Origin of the sequence: Hymenobacter actinosclerus (genome assembly GCF_900111515.1) — a bacterium.
Classification (GTDB): Bacteria; Bacteroidota; Bacteroidia; order Cytophagales; family Hymenobacteraceae; genus Hymenobacter; species Hymenobacter actinosclerus.
The window spans coordinates 352483-369141 of sequence record NZ_FOHS01000003.1 but is presented as its reverse complement, the minus strand read 5'-3'; the positions used below and the strand labels follow the sequence as shown (position 1 = coordinate 369141).

General features: G+C 63.6%; 15 protein-coding genes. 10 read left to right on the top strand and 5 right to left on the bottom strand.

The annotated features are described in order from the left end of the window. Positions 1-5: 5 nt before the first annotated feature. A complete protein-coding gene (locus BMY67_RS13160) occupies positions 6-1346 on the bottom strand; it encodes a hypothetical protein (RefSeq protein ID WP_092772310.1) in 1341 nt (446 codons plus the stop codon). 165 nt (positions 1347-1511) lie between these two features. Between BMY67_RS13160 and BMY67_RS13155 the strand changes: the two genes are divergently transcribed. The 9 genes from BMY67_RS13155 (at position 1512) to BMY67_RS13120 (ending at position 9995) form a co-directional block, all read left to right on the top strand. Next, positions 1512-3380 (top strand): ABC transporter ATP-binding protein, encoded by a 1869-nt coding sequence (locus tag BMY67_RS13155; protein WP_092772903.1) that lies wholly within the window; start codon positions 1512-1514, stop codon positions 3378-3380. 44 nt (positions 3381-3424) lie between these two features. Beyond that, the gene (locus BMY67_RS13150; RefSeq protein ID WP_092772308.1) at positions 3425-3652 is read left to right on the top strand and encodes a DUF433 domain-containing protein; all 228 of its coding nucleotides are present in this window, start codon (positions 3425-3427) and stop codon (positions 3650-3652) included. Continuing rightward, positions 3649-4002 (top strand): DUF5615 family PIN-like protein, encoded by a 354-nt coding sequence (locus BMY67_RS13145; protein WP_092772306.1) that lies wholly within the window; start codon positions 3649-3651, stop codon positions 4000-4002. Before BMY67_RS13150 ends, BMY67_RS13145 begins: the two co-directional genes overlap by 4 nt. Before the next feature lie 177 nt (positions 4003-4179). After that, positions 4180-4821, top strand: a complete 642-nt coding sequence (locus BMY67_RS19010) for a DUF6000 family protein (protein ID WP_143069820.1) — start codon at positions 4180-4182, stop codon at positions 4819-4821. A 317-nt stretch (positions 4822-5138) separates the two neighbouring features. Then, positions 5139-5645, top strand: a complete 507-nt coding sequence (locus BMY67_RS13140; protein WP_092772304.1) for a nucleoside deaminase — start codon at positions 5139-5141, stop codon at positions 5643-5645. 149 nt (positions 5646-5794) lie between these two features. Beyond that, positions 5795-6400 carry a DUF4136 domain-containing protein gene (locus tag BMY67_RS13135; RefSeq protein ID WP_092772302.1) on the top strand — a complete coding sequence of 202 codons (606 nt, stop codon included), beginning with the start codon at positions 5795-5797 and terminating at the stop codon, positions 6398-6400. Positions 6401-6623: 223 nt separating this feature from the next. Then, the gene (locus BMY67_RS13130; RefSeq protein ID WP_092772300.1) at positions 6624-7745 is read left to right on the top strand and encodes a fatty acid desaturase family protein; all 1122 of its coding nucleotides are present in this window, start codon (positions 6624-6626) and stop codon (positions 7743-7745) included. A 110-nt stretch (positions 7746-7855) separates the two neighbouring features. Continuing rightward, positions 7856-8785 carry a hypothetical protein gene (locus BMY67_RS13125; protein WP_092772298.1) on the top strand — a complete coding sequence of 310 codons (930 nt, stop codon included), beginning with the start codon at positions 7856-7858 and terminating at the stop codon, positions 8783-8785. Positions 8786-8933: 148 nt separating this feature from the next. Continuing rightward, positions 8934-9995 (top strand): MJ1255/VC2487 family glycosyltransferase, encoded by a 1062-nt coding sequence (locus BMY67_RS13120; RefSeq protein WP_092772296.1) that lies wholly within the window; start codon positions 8934-8936, stop codon positions 9993-9995. Positions 9996-10025: 30 nt separating this feature from the next. Here the strand turns inward: BMY67_RS13120 and BMY67_RS13115 are convergent, their stop codons facing one another. Then, positions 10026-10619 (bottom strand): HD domain-containing protein, encoded by a 594-nt coding sequence (locus tag BMY67_RS13115; protein WP_092772294.1) that lies wholly within the window; start codon positions 10617-10619, stop codon positions 10026-10028. 185 nt (positions 10620-10804) lie between these two features. Between BMY67_RS13115 and BMY67_RS13110 the strand changes: the two genes are divergently transcribed. Next, positions 10805-13522: a cyclic nucleotide-binding domain-containing protein gene (locus BMY67_RS13110; RefSeq protein ID WP_092772292.1), complete on the top strand. Its 2718-nt coding sequence runs from the start codon at positions 10805-10807 to the stop codon at positions 13520-13522. Positions 13523-13629: 107 nt separating this feature from the next. On the opposite strand, the gene BMY67_RS13105 is transcribed toward BMY67_RS13110, so the two are convergent. From BMY67_RS13105 to BMY67_RS13095, 3 genes are all read right to left on the bottom strand, one after another. After that, positions 13630-14676, bottom strand: a complete 1047-nt coding sequence (locus BMY67_RS13105) for an adenylate/guanylate cyclase domain-containing protein (protein WP_092772290.1) — start codon at positions 14674-14676, stop codon at positions 13630-13632. Then, complete coding sequence (locus BMY67_RS13100; protein ID WP_092772288.1) at positions 14673-15083, bottom strand: response regulator; 411 nt, start codon at positions 15081-15083, stop codon at positions 14673-14675. Before BMY67_RS13100 ends, BMY67_RS13105 begins: the two co-directional genes overlap by 4 nt. Before the next feature lie 74 nt (positions 15084-15157). Beyond that, a complete protein-coding gene (locus BMY67_RS13095; RefSeq protein WP_092772286.1) occupies positions 15158-16624 on the bottom strand; it encodes a sensor histidine kinase in 1467 nt (488 codons plus the stop codon). Positions 16625-16659 lie beyond the last annotated feature (35 nt).

Here is a 16659-nt window from a genome sequence, read left to right as displayed (position 1 = left end):
ACCCTTTAGATGCCTTCGGCTGGGGCCGTCACCGAATCCATTGTTTCGCCGGGCTCGGGCACGGCCGGCTCCGGGGCAATTTCCGCGGCCGAATCGGCCTTATCCGCCTCCACCCGAATTGTGTCGGGCTGAATATCAAACAGGGTAGGGGCGGCCGCTTCCAGATTTTCGTCGACTTCATTATCAGTGGGGCGGTCTTGGCGAGCCGGGGCCTGCGCTGGCCGGGCGGCTGAACCCGCGTAGTGCTGCACGGCCCAGCCGCCGGCCCCGATACCGGCCAGCAGCCCCAACACCAGCGCCACCCGGGGCCATTGCAGCCGCCAGGGCGCCGCCGCCCGTGGCCTGGCCGGAGTGCCGCCGGCAGGCCGTTGGCGCATTGGTGGAGCCGCCGAAGCAGGGGACGCCCCCGGCGTCGGTGCCGGAACGGTAGCGGCCGGACCAGCCGTAGCCGGGCGGGTTTGCAGTTGCTCCACTTGGCGGCCCAGCTGCTGCATGCGCGCTTCCAGCTCGCGGTTGCGGGCCTCGGCTTCCTGGCGCGAGGCGGTAATGGCGGCGGCCAGGGCGTTCTTTTCCTGGGTTTCGGCGGCCAGCCGGGCTTGCAGGGCGGCTACCTCGGCGGCGGCGGTGGGCGTAGCGGCCAGCTGCTGCTGGAGCTGGGCGATGCTCTGTTCGCGGGCCTCTTCGCGGGCTTCCATCTGGAGGCGCTGCTGCTCCAACTCGGCAAACAGTTGCTGCCGCAGCTGCTCCAGGCGCCGCTGCTCGGCCGCCGTGTCGGTAGCTGGAGCGGGGGCCGGCGGGGCCACGCCGTAGGGCGGGTCGGCGGGCACATCGGCGGCGCCGAGCCAGCTCCAGAGCTGCCGGGCCTTCTGCTCCCAAAAGCCCGTGCGGTAAGTTTCGGGGTCTTCCTCGTCGTCGATGAGGCTGCTGGCCCAGCTCTCCAGCGCGGCGGCGGGCAGTGGCAGGGTTTGCGGCAACTCGCGGAGCTGCCGGGGCAGGGCATCGAGCGTGGTAGCGGGCCAAGCGGTGCCAGCAGCATCGGCCCCGATGACAAAGCCCGCAATGGCGGCGGCCGGTACCGGCGGCAGTTCGGGCCAGGTGCCCAGCCAGGTGGCCAGCGCCGTGGTTTGCTGCTTTGGCGCCGTGGTGCCGGCCGGGGCGGCGGGTTGCAGCACCACTACCCGGCCCGGCAGCACGGCCACCGCGGCCAGCGCCTGGCCTTCAGAAACCGTGAGGTTAGCCAGCAGCAGCCCCGTGGTGCCATCGGCTTCCAGCGCGTCGCCCAGGTCCGCGAACCAGGTAGCGGCGGCGGCATCGGGGAAGGGGGCGAAGGTGAGGCGGTGGAGCATAGGGGGCAGGAAGGCGAATGGCCGGAACGGTGGCTGCAGCCCAAAAAGAAGCAAACGACGAACAGAGCCGGAAATGTACGAACCACAACCCGAAACGATGACCCGCATGCCTGCCAAAACGGCCGCCCCGGCACCCCGGCCCGAAGTGTGCCGTACACCGGGCCTATGGCTTCTCCTTCTGATTCTTTTTTTGCTAAAAAGCCCCGCGCCGACGGTAAGCCCGCTCTTTCGGTGCGGGAGCGGTTTTCGGCGCTTAAAAACCTGCCCGCCTTTCTGCGCCTGATTTGGCAGACCAGTCCGGCCCTGACGCTGGGCAACGTGGCGCTGCGCCTGCTGCGGGCGGCCCTGCCCGTGGCCATGCTCTACGTGGCCCAACTCATCCTCGACGCCATTATCGGCCTGAGCCGCCAGCCGGCCGAAGCCCGCGAACTGACGCCCGTCCTCACGCTGGTGGCCCTGGAGTTCGGCCTGGCCATCCTTTCCGATGCCCTGGGCCGGGGCGTGGCCCTGCTCGACTCGCTGCTCGGCGACCTGTTCGCCAACCAGACCTCCATCCGGCTGATGGAGCACGCCGCCGAGCTGGACCTCGACCAATTTGAGGACAGCACGTTTTACGACAAGCTGGAGCGAGCCCGCCGCCAGACGCTTTCGCGCACCGTGCTTATGTCACAGGTGCTGAGCCAGGCCCAGGATGCCATTACGATGGGTTTTCTGGCCGTGGGGCTGGTGGCGTTCAACCCCTGGCTGCTGGTGCTGCTGCTGGTAGCCGTGGTGCCGGCGTTTCTGGGCGAGTCGCACTTCAACGAGCGCAGCTACTCGCTGGTGCACGGCTGGACGCCCGAGCGCCGCGAGCTGGACTACCTGCGCCAGACCGGCGCCTCCGACGACACGGCCAAGGAAGTGAAAATCTTCGGCCTCTCGACCTTTCTCACCGACCGGTTCCGCACACTCTCCGACGATTTTTACGCCAAGAACAAGGCCCTGGTAGTGAAGCGGGCCGGCTGGGGCACGTTCTTCGCGGCGGTGGGCGCGGCCGGCTACTACGCGGCCTACGTGTATATTATTATGCAGGCCGTGGCCGGGGCGGTCAGTATTGGCCAGCTCACGTTTCTGGCCGGCTCGTTTGCCCGCATGCGCGGCCTGCTTGAAGGCATCCTGAGCCGCTTCAGCGCCGTGGCCGAGGGGGCGCTGTACCTGCAGGATTTCTTCGACTTTTTCCAGCTCCAGCCCCGCATCCGCCGCGACGAGAGCCAGCCGGTGCGGCCCTTCCCGAATCCTATCCGGGAGGGCTTCACGTTTGAAAACGTGGGATTCCAGTACCGCAACGCCGAGAAATGGGCCCTGCGCCACCTCAATTTCCGGCTGCGGGCCGGCGAGAAACTGGCGCTGGTGGGCGAAAACGGGGCCGGCAAAACGACGATGGTCAAGCTGCTCTCGCGCCTCTACGACCCCACCGAGGGCCGCATCCTGCTCGACGGCTACGATTTGCGCGAGTACGACCCGCGGGAGCTGCGCCAGGAAATCGGGGTCATTTTCCAGGATTTCGTGCGCTTCCAGCTGCCGGCCGGCCAGAACCTGGCCGTGGGCCGCATCGAGCAGCAGCACAACCGCCCCCGCATCGAGCAGGCTGCCGCCCAAAGCCTGGCCGACTCGGTAATTGCCAAGCTGCCCGCCGGCTACGAGCAGATGATTGGCCGCCGCTTCAACGGCGGCGTGGACCTGAGCGGGGGCGAGTGGCAGAAAATCGCCCTGGGCCGCGCCTACATGCGCGACGCCCAGCTGCTGATCCTGGACGAGCCCACCGCCGCCCTTGACGCCCGCGCCGAGTACGAGGTGTTCCAGCGCTTCAAGGACCTGACCCTGGGCAAAACCGCCGTCCTCATCAGCCACCGCTTCAGCACCGTGCGCATGGCCGACCGCATCCTGGTCATCGAAAACGGCCAGTTCGTGGAAGTCGGCAGCCACGAGGAGCTGCTGGCCAAGGGCGGGCGCTACGCCGAGTTGTTTAAGTTGCAGGCCGCCGGGTATCAGTAGGCATTTCGTATTTTAGCCAGCCTCATCCAATTAGCCGCACCTCTATGGAAACACCCCGCATTACAGTTCAGGCTGATATCTGCCACGGTAAACCCTGCATTCGGGGTATGCGCTACCCCGTATCATTAGTGCTGGAATTGCTGGCATCTGGCATGAGCCACGCCGAAGTTCTGGCCGATTATCCGGCGCTGGAAGAGGCCGACATCCGGGCATGTCTGGTGTACGGAGCGCGCCTGAGCGACCTGAAAACGCTGCCCTACGCTGCTTCGTGAAGTTCTTAGTGGATGCTCAACTACCTATCCGGGTAGCGCATCTGCTCCGCTACCGGGGCCTCGATTGCCTGCATACCGACGATTTGCCGCACGCCGAGCGAACTACTGACACGGAAATTCGCCGGCTGGCAACGGAAACTGACCGCATCGTCATCACCAAGGACAGCGACTTTTTATACAGCTACCTGGCCAATAAGCAGCCTCGGCAACTACTGCTTATCACCACTGGCAACATCAGCAACTCCGAGCTACTACAACTCCTGTCCGACCAGCTGCCTGTTATCCTGCTCCTTTTCGCGGAGTATAGTTTCGTGGAGCTGAACCGCAACCTGCTTATTCCGCGGGAGTAATACGGCCAAAGGCGGCCGCTACGCCGAGCTGTTTAAGTTGCAGGCGGCCGGGTATCAGTAGCCGGTTGGCGAAACCGAGAAATGAGGCTAAGTTGCGTAAAGCGTACCAACGGTGGTATGCTTTACGCAACTAACGACCCACTGAGTAGCGGGTATTATAATGTAAGCTGCAATTTTATGGACGACCTCAACGAACAGATAAGACTTCATTCGGCAGGTGCAACAGTTCGACACAAATCGACTTTTGCAGATTTGCCTTCCTATAAAAACGTTGACGAATTATCGCAGGATTTTATTGACACTTGGACTGCTCCATTTTACATGAGAATTGGTGACACAGACGAAAATTGGGCGAACCAACTATTACAGGCAAATGACAAAATAACAAAAGACGTCATTGTAAAATTACTTGGCGACTTTAATTGGCGGACACGACAAGCAGGCGCTTTTTTTGCCGCTATAAAAAATTTCACAGACTTGACCGACATTATTGGAATTCATTTTCTAAAAAGTGAGGTTTGTTACGCTGGACAAGTCTATGCTTACACTTTTGCATCTTTCAACACGGACAAAAGCATTGATTATTTAGACCGCTATTTGACATATTATTTATCACAACCAGACTTATGGTTCGACCAACGAGAAGCAATGGAAGCCTTGACTTATCTTGACAGAATAAATCAGACCAATTTGGTTTCTAAACATACAGACAATTGGATTAATTTCATTTCTAACAAACCTTATTGGGACAAAAATATAACGACAGAGAGACTTGAAGGACAATTGGCATTAATTGAAAAAGTACGACAAAAAGCATGACGGTTTGTGCGACCAAAACTGCAGCTTACATTGGGTTTTGTGCAAGTGTGGCTTGACGGAATAACAATCAGCAGCAGTAACTTTCGTGTACTTCAGTTCGTGGCTTGACGAATAAAGCCCAGCTTTGGTACTAACTATTTAACTTTATCAAAAAGCCAGGCAGCGGTTCCGGGCGGACGGAATGCTAATTCCACACCTGCACAAAGCCCTGCCCGTTAGCGGCGACAGTACGAGGTAGGTGCGTTATGCCTGCTGCACATAAAACACCCACACACGGCCCCAGTAAGTCCCTATAGCGCACCTATCTACTACCAGTCATGCCTACCACTCCCCAGCCCCTCACCGAAACCGACCTGCCCCACCTGCGCCACTGCCTTGCGCTGGCCGAACAGGCGCTGGAAGCCGGCGACGAGCCGTTCGGCTCGGTGCTGGTGAGTAGCAGCGGCGAGGTGCTGGCCACCGCCCGTAACCGCGTGAATGAACTGAACAACCTGGCCCATCCTGAAATTGAGCTGGTGCGCTGGGCCGGCGAAAATCTGTCGGAAGAGGAGCGGGGGCGGGCGACCCTGTACACCAGCGGCGAGCATTGCCCGATGTGCGCGGCCGCCCACGGCTGGCTGGGCCTGGGGCCCATTGTGTACCTGAGCTCGGCTGGGCAGCTGCAGCAGTGGCTGCAGGAAGCCGGCGCCCCGGCCGCGCCCATTACGTTTCTGCCGGTGCAGGAACTGGTGGCCGGCCTGGAGGTGCGCGGCCCCGGTAGCGGCGAGCTGCTGGGGCAGATAAAGGCGCTGCAGCTGCGCTACCACGCCCGCTCCGGCCGGTAGGTACCCGGCTGCCTGCGGGCCGGTAGCTGCCCAGGCGGAGAAGCGGCAGGGTGATGATAAAATACCGGCTTTTTAGGCTGACAGTCAATCGATAAGCGGGTTGGGTTTCGTATTTTAGTACGTACGACTCACCAACTTTTTCTACGCTTATGAAATGGACCAGTACACTGTTGGCCGGCGGCACTTTGCTGCTGTCGGGTTGCCTGCTCTCGCAGGAGGCCCGCGTCGAATCTGACTATAGCTACAGCGGGCAGTTCCGGCGCTACCGCAGCTACGAATTCGTGCGCGGCGAGGGCCTCAACTCCGACACCAGCCGGCTGGGCGCGGCCGTGCGCGACGCCATCCGCACCCGCCTGAAGGTGCAGGGCTACCACCTGGCCCGCCGCCGCCCCGATCTGCTGGTGAACTTTCATCTGTTTGAGGGCGACATGCGCTTCCGCGGCTATCAGCAGGAAGATTTTACGAAGTGGGTAGCAAACGGCTCGGCCGAAGACGAGGACACGCCCAGGGAGGCCCGCAAAGGCTACCAGCCGGTGCGCCTGCTGCTTTCGGAAGGTACGCTGCTGGTTACGCTCATCGACAACCGCTCGCACCGGGCCATTTGGAACGGCTATGCCTCGGGCGTGAGCGTGCCGGCCGGCCCCCGGGGCGAGGTGGTGCTGCGCCGCTCGGTGCGCTCCATCTTCGACCAGTACCACGTGTTTACGGCCGGTTACCTGAGTGGCCAGAGTCCCGCCGGACTCGACGAAGACTAGCGCCCCGACTCCGGCCGGCGAACTAAACTCCCGGGTTGCTGGTTTAAGGTTCAGCTTGGAGGCCGGATACGGCCCGGGCCCGAATACCAGAAGGCGCCCAGTACGCCGGCCATTGGGCCGGGGGAATAGCACTACCTTCGCAACGGCCCGCCCATTGGCGGCCGCCTAACCTCACCCTTGTGGCAGAGTGGCCCCCGCTGCTATACCGCAGCAATGCACCTGCATGGCCCGGCCCCTGAAGTTTACCAACATCCAGCGCTCCACGTTTTTTGCCACGGTGCGCGAGCGGTCCGACGCTTATTTCCGCGACAACCACCTCTCGCGCCACGCCAACGGCGCCATGTGGGCCAAAACGGTGTTCTTCCTGGCCTCCTTCGTGCTCACCTACGGGCTGATTATTTCCAATCAGTTCAGCGTGCCCGTTATGGCCGGGCTGGCGGCGCTGCTGGGCGCCTTGTGCGCCTTCATTGGGTTTAATGTCTGCCATGATGCGCTGCACGGCTCGTTTTCGGCCAACCGAAACGTGAATAAGGGCCTGGGGTGGTTGTTCAACCTGATTGGGGCCAGCTCCTACGTGTGGAACATCACCCACAACGTGGTGCACCACACCTACACCAACATTGCCGGCCACGACGAGGACATTGAAGTGGCTCCCGGCCTGATCCGGCTGGACGAAAGTGAGCCGGTGCGCTGGATTCAGCGTTTTCAGCACTGGTACGCCTTTCTGCTGTACGGGCTGGCCTCCCTCTCGTGGGTGCTGCGCAAGGACTACATAAAGTTCTTCCAGCCCAAAATCGGGCAGCAGGTGGCCAACCATCCGCGCCGCGAGTACTTCAACCTGTTCTTTTATAAAGCCATCTATTACGCGCTGTTTATTGTGCTGCCGCTGCTGGTGCTCGATATTACGTGGTGGCAGTGGGCGCTGGGTTTTCTGCTGCTGCACCTGGTGAAGGGGCTGACGATGGGACTGGTATTTCAGCTGGCCCACGTGGTGGAGGGCACCGATTTCCCGCTGCCCGACGAGCAGGGCGACATGCGCGAGGCCTGGGCCGTGCATCAGATGCGTACCACCGCCAACTTTTCGCCCAACAGCCGGCTGGCCAGCTTCCTGTGCGGCGGCCTCAACCGCCAGATTGAGCACCACCTGTTTCCCAAGGTCTGCCACATCCATTACCCCGCCCTGGCCCATATTGTGCGCGAAACGGCCCACGAGTTCGACCTGCCTTACCTGGAAAACCCCACGTTTGTGGGCGCCTTGCAGTCGCACCGCCGGGTGTTGCGGCGGCTGGGGGCAGGGGCCTGGGCCACGGCCCGGGAGTCCCGGCCGGCCCGGGTGGCGGCGTAGCCAGGCCGCCGGCGGTAGGGGCGGCCGCTGAATTTTCGCTCTGCGCAATAAAAAGTACCTTCGGCCCGGTTTTGGCCCCGCGGGTCAACGGACTTTTTCTGCGCCCCTTTATGAAGACGATTTTTTTCCGGCGCTGGGTCGCCGGGCTGCTGGCGGGCACTGCCGGCCTGCTGGCCACGGCCTCCTGCACCGCGCCGCGGGCCATTGTGAGCACCGGCAAAGTAACGCCCCGGGGCGAGTTTCGGGTGGGCGGCAACCTGGCCTTCAACGTGCCCACCGAAACCATCGACAAGGCCGGCTCCACGCTCAAATCGGCCGCCCGCGACCTGGCCCGCAAAGACACGGTGCGCTACAACGGAACCATCGAGAAGCTGCAGGTGGCGGCCCTGGCCTACGCCCTCGACCCGGTGCGGCCTTCCTCCGATTTGTACCTGCGCTACGGCGTTATCGACCGGCTCGATGTGGGGTACAAGTACGCGTTCGGCTCGCACGTTTTCGATGCCATGTACCAGTTTCTGGGGCCGGTGGGCACCGTTGAGAACCCCGGCACCCGCCAGCCCGGCGTCACCTACGCCAGCATCGGCCTGCAGTACGCCACCCAGCGCACCAAGCTGCCCAGCGTCCCCTTCCTCGACGACCTGAACACGCTGCTTGGCTTCCGGGCCTCGCGCCACGACCTGCTAGTGCCGCTGGTGTTCAGCCAGTCGCTCGGGGCCGAGGAGGAAATCGGGGCCATTTCCTACGGGCTGGTGTACGCCCATACCTTCCTGCGCTACGGCCTGACGCCGGGCAGCCTGTTCAACGGGACGGTGCCGGTATCCGACCTGCCCACGGTGCGCCATAGTTTCGGTTCGTACGGCGCCTTTTTCAATGCTAAGCTGGGCTACCGCTACGTGTATGTGATTCCGGCGCTGTCGGTTTACTACCAGAACTACGGCGAGTATCAGCTGCTCAACAACAAAACCGCCAAGCTCAGCGGCATGACGTTCATTCCGAGCCTGGGCCTGCAGTTCCGCATCCCGGGTTCCTCGGCGCGGTAACCGGAGGCCGTTCTTTCGCGCAAAAAAAGCCTGTCATTCTGAGCAGAGCGAAGAATCTCGCGTGCCACAGTAACCCTGACGTTAAAGTTAGCATGGCACGCGAGATTCTTCGCTCTGCTCAGAATGACAGCTATATATTCGTCACTCAATGAAAATTCTCTACGGAGTGCCCGGCGAGGGGCTGGGGCACGCCACCCGCAGCAAGGTGGTTATCGGGCACTTGCTCGGGCAGGGCCACGAGGTGCAGGTGGTGAGCAGCTCCCGCGCCTACCAGCTGCTGGCCGCCGCCTTCCCGGGCGGGCTGGTGCACGAAATCCGGGGCTTTCACCTGGCCTACAAGAACATTACGGTATCGAAGTCGCGCACGGCAGCCCTGACGCTGCGCTCGGCACCGGAGAGCCTGCGCGTCAACTTCGGCAAGTACCGCGAACTGCTGCGCGATTTCGAGCCCGAGGTGGTGATTTCCGACTTCGAGTCGTTCAGCTACTACTACGCCCAGTGGAAGGGCCTGCCGGTTGTCAGCATCGATAACATGCAGATAATCAGCCGGGCGACGCTGGACGTAGCCGTGCCGGCAAGCGAGCGGGGCAACCTGCTGCTGGCCCGCCGCATTGTGCAGGCCAAGCTGCCGCGCAGCCACCATTACCTCATCAGCACGTTTTTCCGGCTGCCGCTCTGCAAGGAGCGCAGCACGCTGGTGCCACCTATCCTGCGGCCCGAAGTGCTGGCGTTGGAGCCCACCCGCGGGGGGCACGTGCTGGTGTATCAGTCGGCCACCACCCAGCAGAACCTGGTGGCCCAGCTGCAGCAGCTGCCGGGCCAGGAGTTCCGGGTGTACGGCTTCAACCGCGAGGAAAGCCACGGCAATGTGCAGCTGCGGGCCTTCAGCGAAGGCGGCTTCCTGGCCGATCTGGCCAGCGCCCGGGCCGTAGTCACCAACGGCGGCTTCTCGCTCATCAGCGAGGCCGTGTACCTGCGCAAGCCCATCTGCGCGGTGCCCATTCCGGCCCAGTTCGAGCAGTTTCTCAACGCCGCCCAGGTCGAAAAGCTCGGCTACGGCCGCCACTTCGCCAGCCTCACGCCCGACAACCTCAAGGCCTTCCTCTACGACTTATCGGGCTTCGAAGCTTCCCTGCAAACCTATGAGCAGCGTGGCAACGAGGAGCTGTTTGCGGCGCTGGAAGAGGTGTTGGCCGGGGTGAATAAGTAAGTGAATCCGGATGACAGGCGGATTCCCGGCTTACAAACGTTCCAACTGCTGCCGTACCTCCGCCAGCCGCTCCTGCTTGGCGGCTTCGCGGCGGGCGGTGGCGGTGGGCGTCCAGTAGCGGTGGCTGCTCAGAAAGCGCACCTGCAACTCCAGCCAGGCGGTTTCGTCGCTCATCAGGTCGCGGGTGGTCAGCTCCTCGAACAGCGTCTGGCTAATGGGCCAGAAGTCGGCGGGGCGGCCGAGGTAGTCGAGGTCGGCATCGCACAGGATTTGGGCCAGGTGGGAGTCGCCGGGGCACTGGGGCATCCGGGTGGCCATGATGAGCCCGCAGATCTTCTCAATCTGCTCGGCGGAGTAGCCGAAACCGGGCAGTACCTGCCGGGCCAGCGCGCAGCCGGCGGCCTCGTGACCCTGGTAGGCGCTCAGGAAGCCCGCGTCGTGGTAGAAGGCCGCCGTGCGCAGCAGGGCCAGCTCCTCCGTATCGGTAATGCCCTCGGCCCGGGCCAGCGACCCGGCCTGTTCCACTACATCGAGCGTGTGGTGCGGGCCGTGGTAGAACAGCGTGGGAGCAAGGTGACGGCGCAGGAGGTCGAGCACGTAGGTTTCGGCGCGGAGGCAATCCATGAGTTAGGGAGCTGCAAGCTACAAGCCGCAAGCTACAAGTCTTCGGGCTAATTGACAGCGAGGATAGCAGCCGAAATTAGCGTGTACTTGCCGTTTGCCGTGGCCTAAGATTCCGGCGAACGGCTTGCAGCATGTAGCCCAAAGCTTGTAGCTTGCGGCTTGTAGCTTGCAGCTCCTAAAACCAAATGACTCTTCTTGCCCGCTGGCAGCAACTACTAGGGATTCGGCCGGAAGAAGGCCGCTCGGTAGGGCTGTTCTTCCTGCACAACTTCCTGCTCGGCATCGGCACCATTCTGGTGTACGTGGCGGCCAACGTCATCCTGCTCGAAAACCACCCCGAAACCAGCCTGCCGCTGGCCTACGGGGCTTCGGCGCTGGCGATGCTGGGGGCGGGGCAGGTGTACGCGCACTACGAGCACCACCTGGGCCTGCAGAAAGTAGCGGTGCGGGTGCTGCTGGCGGTGGTGGTGCTGATGGTGGTCATTGGCTTCCTGGTGGCGTTTGGCCGCTCGGTGGCGGCGGCAGTGGCTATTATGGCCGGCTACCGCGTTATCTATCTGCTCACCAACCTCGAATTCTGGGGTGTGTCGGCGGTGGTGTTCGATGTGCGGCAGGGGCGGCGGCTGTTCAGCGTTATCAGCTCGGGCGATATGCCGGCCAAGGCCCTGGGCGCCGTGCTGGCCATTCTGGTGCACCACCACACCGAGCTGCTGTGGCTGCTGCTGCTGGCCTTCGGGGCCTATGCGGGCGCGCTGCTGGTCGTGCAGGCCACCGGCCGCAGCCATTTGGTGGAGGTGCGCTCGGCGGCCCGCGCCGTGCGGGCCGAGGCCGTGGCCGCGCCGTTGCGGCGCTGGCTGGGCAGCAGCCGGCTGGTGGGAGCAATGTGCCTGAGCATGCTGCTGCTGGCGGCCGTTACCACGGGCATCGAGTACGTCTTTTTCATCAACGTGAAGGAGCAGTTCCACGACCAGGCCCAGGTGATGCGCTACGTGGGCACCGTACTGGCCCTGACCTACCTGGTGGCCATGCTGCTGAAGCTGGCGGCCACCGGCCGGGCCCTCGACCGGCTGGGGCCGCGGCCGGTGCTGCTGGCGCTGCCGCTGGTGCTGCTGGCCGGATTTGCCCTGTTTGGGCTGCGCGACGAGTTAGGCAGTTCGGGGCTGCTGCTGTACCTGTGCGGGCTGTTTCTGGTGCAGGAAGTGCTGCGCCGCGCCTTCTTCGACCCGGTGTTTCTGGTGCTGTTTCAGCCGCTGCCCGCCGCCGAGCGGCTGCAGGCCCACACGCTGGCCAAGGGCGTGTACGAGCCGCTGGGCCTGGGCCTCGGGGCCCTGCTGCTGCTGGGCCTGCCCGCCGGCCTGAGCTGGCAGATCGGCTGGATGCTGCTGCTCACGGCGGGGGGTGGCCTGCTGCTCTTCCGCACCTACGGCCACTACCTGGCCGAGCTGCACCACGCCGTGGGCCGCCGGTTCGGCGACGGCGCCGCCGACCTGCCCGACCCGCTGGCGGCCGGCCGCCCGCTCACGGCAGCCACTGCCGGCCCCCCCGCCCAAGCCGCCGCTGCCGAAGCGGAAGTAGCGGCGCTGGTAGCGGCCCTGGCCGACAAAAAGATCCGCGCCGCGGCCACCACTCAGCTGCTGGCCCTGGGCGAAACGGCCCTGCCTGTGCTGCATGAAGTTCTGCAGGCCGGCGCGGCCGGAGAAGCGGTTGTGCGGCGCGTGGCGTACATCTGCGGGCAGCTGACGGGCCCCGAAAGCCGCCGGGCATTGGTGCAGCTGGCCTGCGAGCCCACCCTGGCGTATCGTGAAGCTGCTCTGCGCGCCCTGCGCTTCCATGCCCCCAACCCGGCCGACGAGCCCGCCCTGCGCCAGGTACTGGGGCAGGAGCTGCAGCTGGCCCGCGAGCTGCTGCACGGCCAGGCCCGGCTGGCGGCCGGCCCATTGCATCTGGCGCTCGATTACGAGCTCAAACGGGTGGAAGAGCGGCTGTTCGGGCTGCTACAGCAACTCTATCCGCCCCAACCCATCCGCGACGCCCAGCGCCACGTGGCCCACGCTGCCCGCGAGCGGCAGGCCAACGCCCTCGAAATCCTCGATAACCTCATCGACCGCCCCACTTACCAGGCCCTGCAAACCCTGCTCGAAGTGGGTTCGCCCGCGGCCAAAGCGGCCCGTTTCGACCGGCTGCTGCCCCCGGCCCCCACAATGGCCACGGCGCTGCCCATGGCCGTGGTGGAGCGCGGCGAAACCACCTTTACCGACTGGACCGTGAGCCTGGCGCTGCGCCAGTTGCCGCCCACGCAGGCCCGGTTTGCACTGCTACGCCCCCACCTGGCCTCGGCCAGCGAACTGGTGCGCGAAAGTGCCCTGAACGCGCTGATACGCTGGGCCTCCAGCCGCCCCGCCGCCTACCAGGCGGCCCTCACCCAAACTCCAGCCCTAGCCGACCAGCTTATGGACCACGCCGCTGCCGCCGCCCACGTTTCTGCCGCCGACCGAGTGGCCGTGCTGCAACGCACCGCCCTGTTTGCCGCCACGCCGCCCAATGTGCTCAGCGCCATTGTGCCCATTATGCAGGAAGTGCCGCTGGCGGCCGACAAGCAGATTTTTGCCCAAGGCGACCTGGGGACCTCGCTTTTCATTGTGCATGAGGGCGAAGTCGGCATCTTCACCGGGGCCCGTCAGCTGGCCACTTTCGGCCCCGGCGACTTCTTCGGCGAACTGGCCCTGCTCGATGCCGAACCCCGCTCGGCTACCGCCCGCACCCTGGCGCCCACGCTGGCCTTCCGCCTCGACCAAGAGGATTTCTACGACGTGATGGAGGAGCGCCCCGAGGTGCTCCGCAACATCCTGCGCGTGCTCTGCCAGCGCCTGAGAAGGCAGAACGAGGCGGGAGTGGTGAAATAGTGAGATGGTGAAATGGTGAGTTGATGTTCTGAGGTCCTATCGGCGCAAGTGGCGCAATCAGGGCCTCAGAACATCAACTCACCATCTCACTATTTCACCATTTCACCTCAAGCTACCACCTCGTAAATCATCACCGGCTCGGCCTTGTTCTTGAGGGCTACTTCCTGCAGCGGGCGGCACTGGAACGACTCTTTCAGGTGCTCGTAGGTGGATTCGGTTACCACAATCTGGCCCGGCTGGGCGGCGGCCTGCAGGCGCTGGCTCACGTTCACGTTGTCGCCGATAACGGTGTAATCGAGGCGCTTGAGCGAGGCCGAGCCGATGTTGCCCGACACCATTTCGCCGGTGTTGATGCCGATGCTCACCTGGGGCTGGTAGGGGCGGCCGTCGGGCAGCGTGTCGTGGTTGGCCTGCACGGCGGCGCGGGCCGCCAGGGCCGCATCCACGGCCCGGTCGAGGTGGTACTCGTTGCGGAAGACGGCCATCACGGCGTCACCCATAAACTTGTCGATGTAGCCGCCCTGCGCAATAATTTCCTTCACCATCTGGTCGAAGTAGCGGTTGAGCATCGTCACGATGTCGGTGGGCGGCAGCACTTCCGAGAGGGAGGTAAAGCCGCAGATGTCGATGAATACCACCGTGGCCTGCACCGTTTCGGAGGCCATGAGCGTGTTTTTGAACTCGGGCCGGCCCACAAAGTTGAGCACGGTTTCATCGACGTACATGCGCAGGATGTTGTTTTCCTGGATGGCGCGCAGCGTCTGGCGCAGCTGCTGCACGTGCTGGGCCGTTTTATCAACCGTCAGCTCCAGATCCTGAAAATCGACGGGCTTGGTCACGAAGTCGAAGGCCCCGCGGTTCATGGCCGTGCGGATGTTGTGCATGTCGCCGTAGGCCGACACCATCACGGTTTTGATGACCGGATTGACCTCCGGCAGGCGGCTGAGCAGCTCCAGCCCGTCCATCACCGGCATATTGATGTCGGAGAGAATAATGTCGAAATCCGGCTGCTCGCCGAGGCGGTCGAGGGCCTGCTGGCCATCGTGGGCAAACACGAACTCGTACACGTTTTCCCGGATTTTGCGCCGGAACTTCTGCTTGATGAGCAGCTCCAGGTCGGCCTCGTCGTCAACTACCAGAATCTTCGTTTTCATAGGGGCGGGGCATCGTCGTGGGCGGCAAGTTGCAGCAATTTCTGCTTGAGAGCGACAAAATCGACGGGTTTAGTCAGGAAGTCGCTGGCGCCCAGCTCCAGCGCCTGCCGGCGGCTGTCGTCGTCGCCGTAAGCGGTCAGCATCATCACCTGGGGCGGGGCGGGGGGCGGCGGGGCGGCGTACTCCTGCCGGATGTGGCCCAGCAGCTCCAGCCCGCTCATGCCGGGCATGTTGATGTCGGACAGAATCAGCACCACTTCCGAGGCGTGCTCGTGCAGGTAGTCGAGCGCCTCCTCGCCCGAGTGGGCAAAGGCAAACCGCAGCTGCCCGCCCCGAATCTCGCGCCGGAACCGCTGCTCGAACAGCGCCCGCACATCCAGCTCATCATCCACTACCAGTATGTTCATGCAAGTAAATATATCGGGTTGTTGGCTAGAAAGCATGCCGCCCGGCGCCAGCCGCGCCCCAGGCAGGCAGCAGCTTACCCCGAAGACCGTTCGGTTTGGGGGGCCGGGTTAACCGCCGGCCCGCCCGGAGTGGGCGCCGGACTGTTCCGGGCGCTCAGCGGCAGCTCGATGATGAACTCGGTGCCCTGGCCTTCCTCGGTTACGAAGCTGAGCGTGCCGTTGTGGCCCTTGGTGATGATGTCGTAGCTGAGTGATAGGCCCAGGCCGGTGCCCTGGCCGGTGGGCTTGGTGGTGAAAAAGGGCTGGAAGATTTTCTGGCGCACGGCCTCCGGAATGCCCGTGCCGTTGTCGCGCACGCTGATCTGCACGCTGCCACCGGGCAGCAGGCGGGTGCGCACCCGCACGGTGGGCGTGTAATCGGGGCCGGGCTGCTGCTCGCGGCGTTGCTGCACGGCGTAGAAGGCGTTGGTGAACAGGTTGAGCAGCACCCGGCCTACATCAGGCCCCACGGCCTCAACCAGGGGCAGGTCGGGGGCCAGGTCGGTGTCGAGCGTGGCGTTGAAGCTTTTGTTTTTGGCGCGCAGGCCGTGGTAAGCCAGGCGCAGGTATTCATCGGCGAGCTGGTTGAGGTCGGTGGGCAGCCGCTCGCCGGTGCTGGCGCGCGAGTGCTCCAGCATGCCGCGCACGATGCTGGCTGCCCGGTGGCCGTGGTGGGTTATCTTGGTCAGGTTCTGCTCCAGATCGGTCAGCAGCTCCGCTTCCAGCTCCGGGTCCGCTTCCTGGCCCCTCTGCTGCTCCTCGCGCAGCTCCCCCAGCAGCTCGGTGCTCACGTCGGCGAAGTTGGTGACGAAGTTGAGCGGGTTCTGGATTTCGTGGGCAATGCCGGCCGTCAGCTCGCCCAGGCTGGCCATCTTCTCGCTCTGCACGAGCTGGTTCTGGGTCACGCGCAGCTCCTCCAGGGTTTCGCGCAACTCCCCGGCCTGCCGCACGAGCGAGGCGGTGCGCTCTTCTACCAATTGCTCCAGCTCCTGGTTGCGGGCCTTTATACGGGCTTCAAGCTCGTGCTCCAGCCGTTGCTGCTGCAGAAGGGTTTGCTGTTTGTAGGCCACCAGCGTGCCCCCTACCAGCCACGCGATGCTGAAAAGCCAGTAGATATCGGCGGGATTTCCGAAGCTGAAAACCATAAGATTGTCGAGGAACACATCGGGCACTTTCGCCAGTGCATAGAGGGCGAAAGGGGCCAGGGCTACCAGCAGTGTCCGGGCTGGCTGCAGGGCCCGCAGCCGGATCAGCACCACGCCGGCGAGTGCTACCATCAACACAACGTAAACGGCATCAATCTGCCAAAAAACGCCCGTATCCCAGCGGCTGCCAGTAATTCGTACCACCAGTAGCAGCGGCAAAGCCAGCACCCACAGATACTTCAGCAGCCAGTTGAGCCGCGGGGCCCGCTCGCGAAGCTCCAGAAAGTGCCGCAGCGCCAGAAACACGAACAGCGAAACAAGAATGCTGGGGATGGGCGGAAAAATAATCAGTTTCATGAGCAGGCACGGGAGAAAGAAGGCAGGGATGCTGA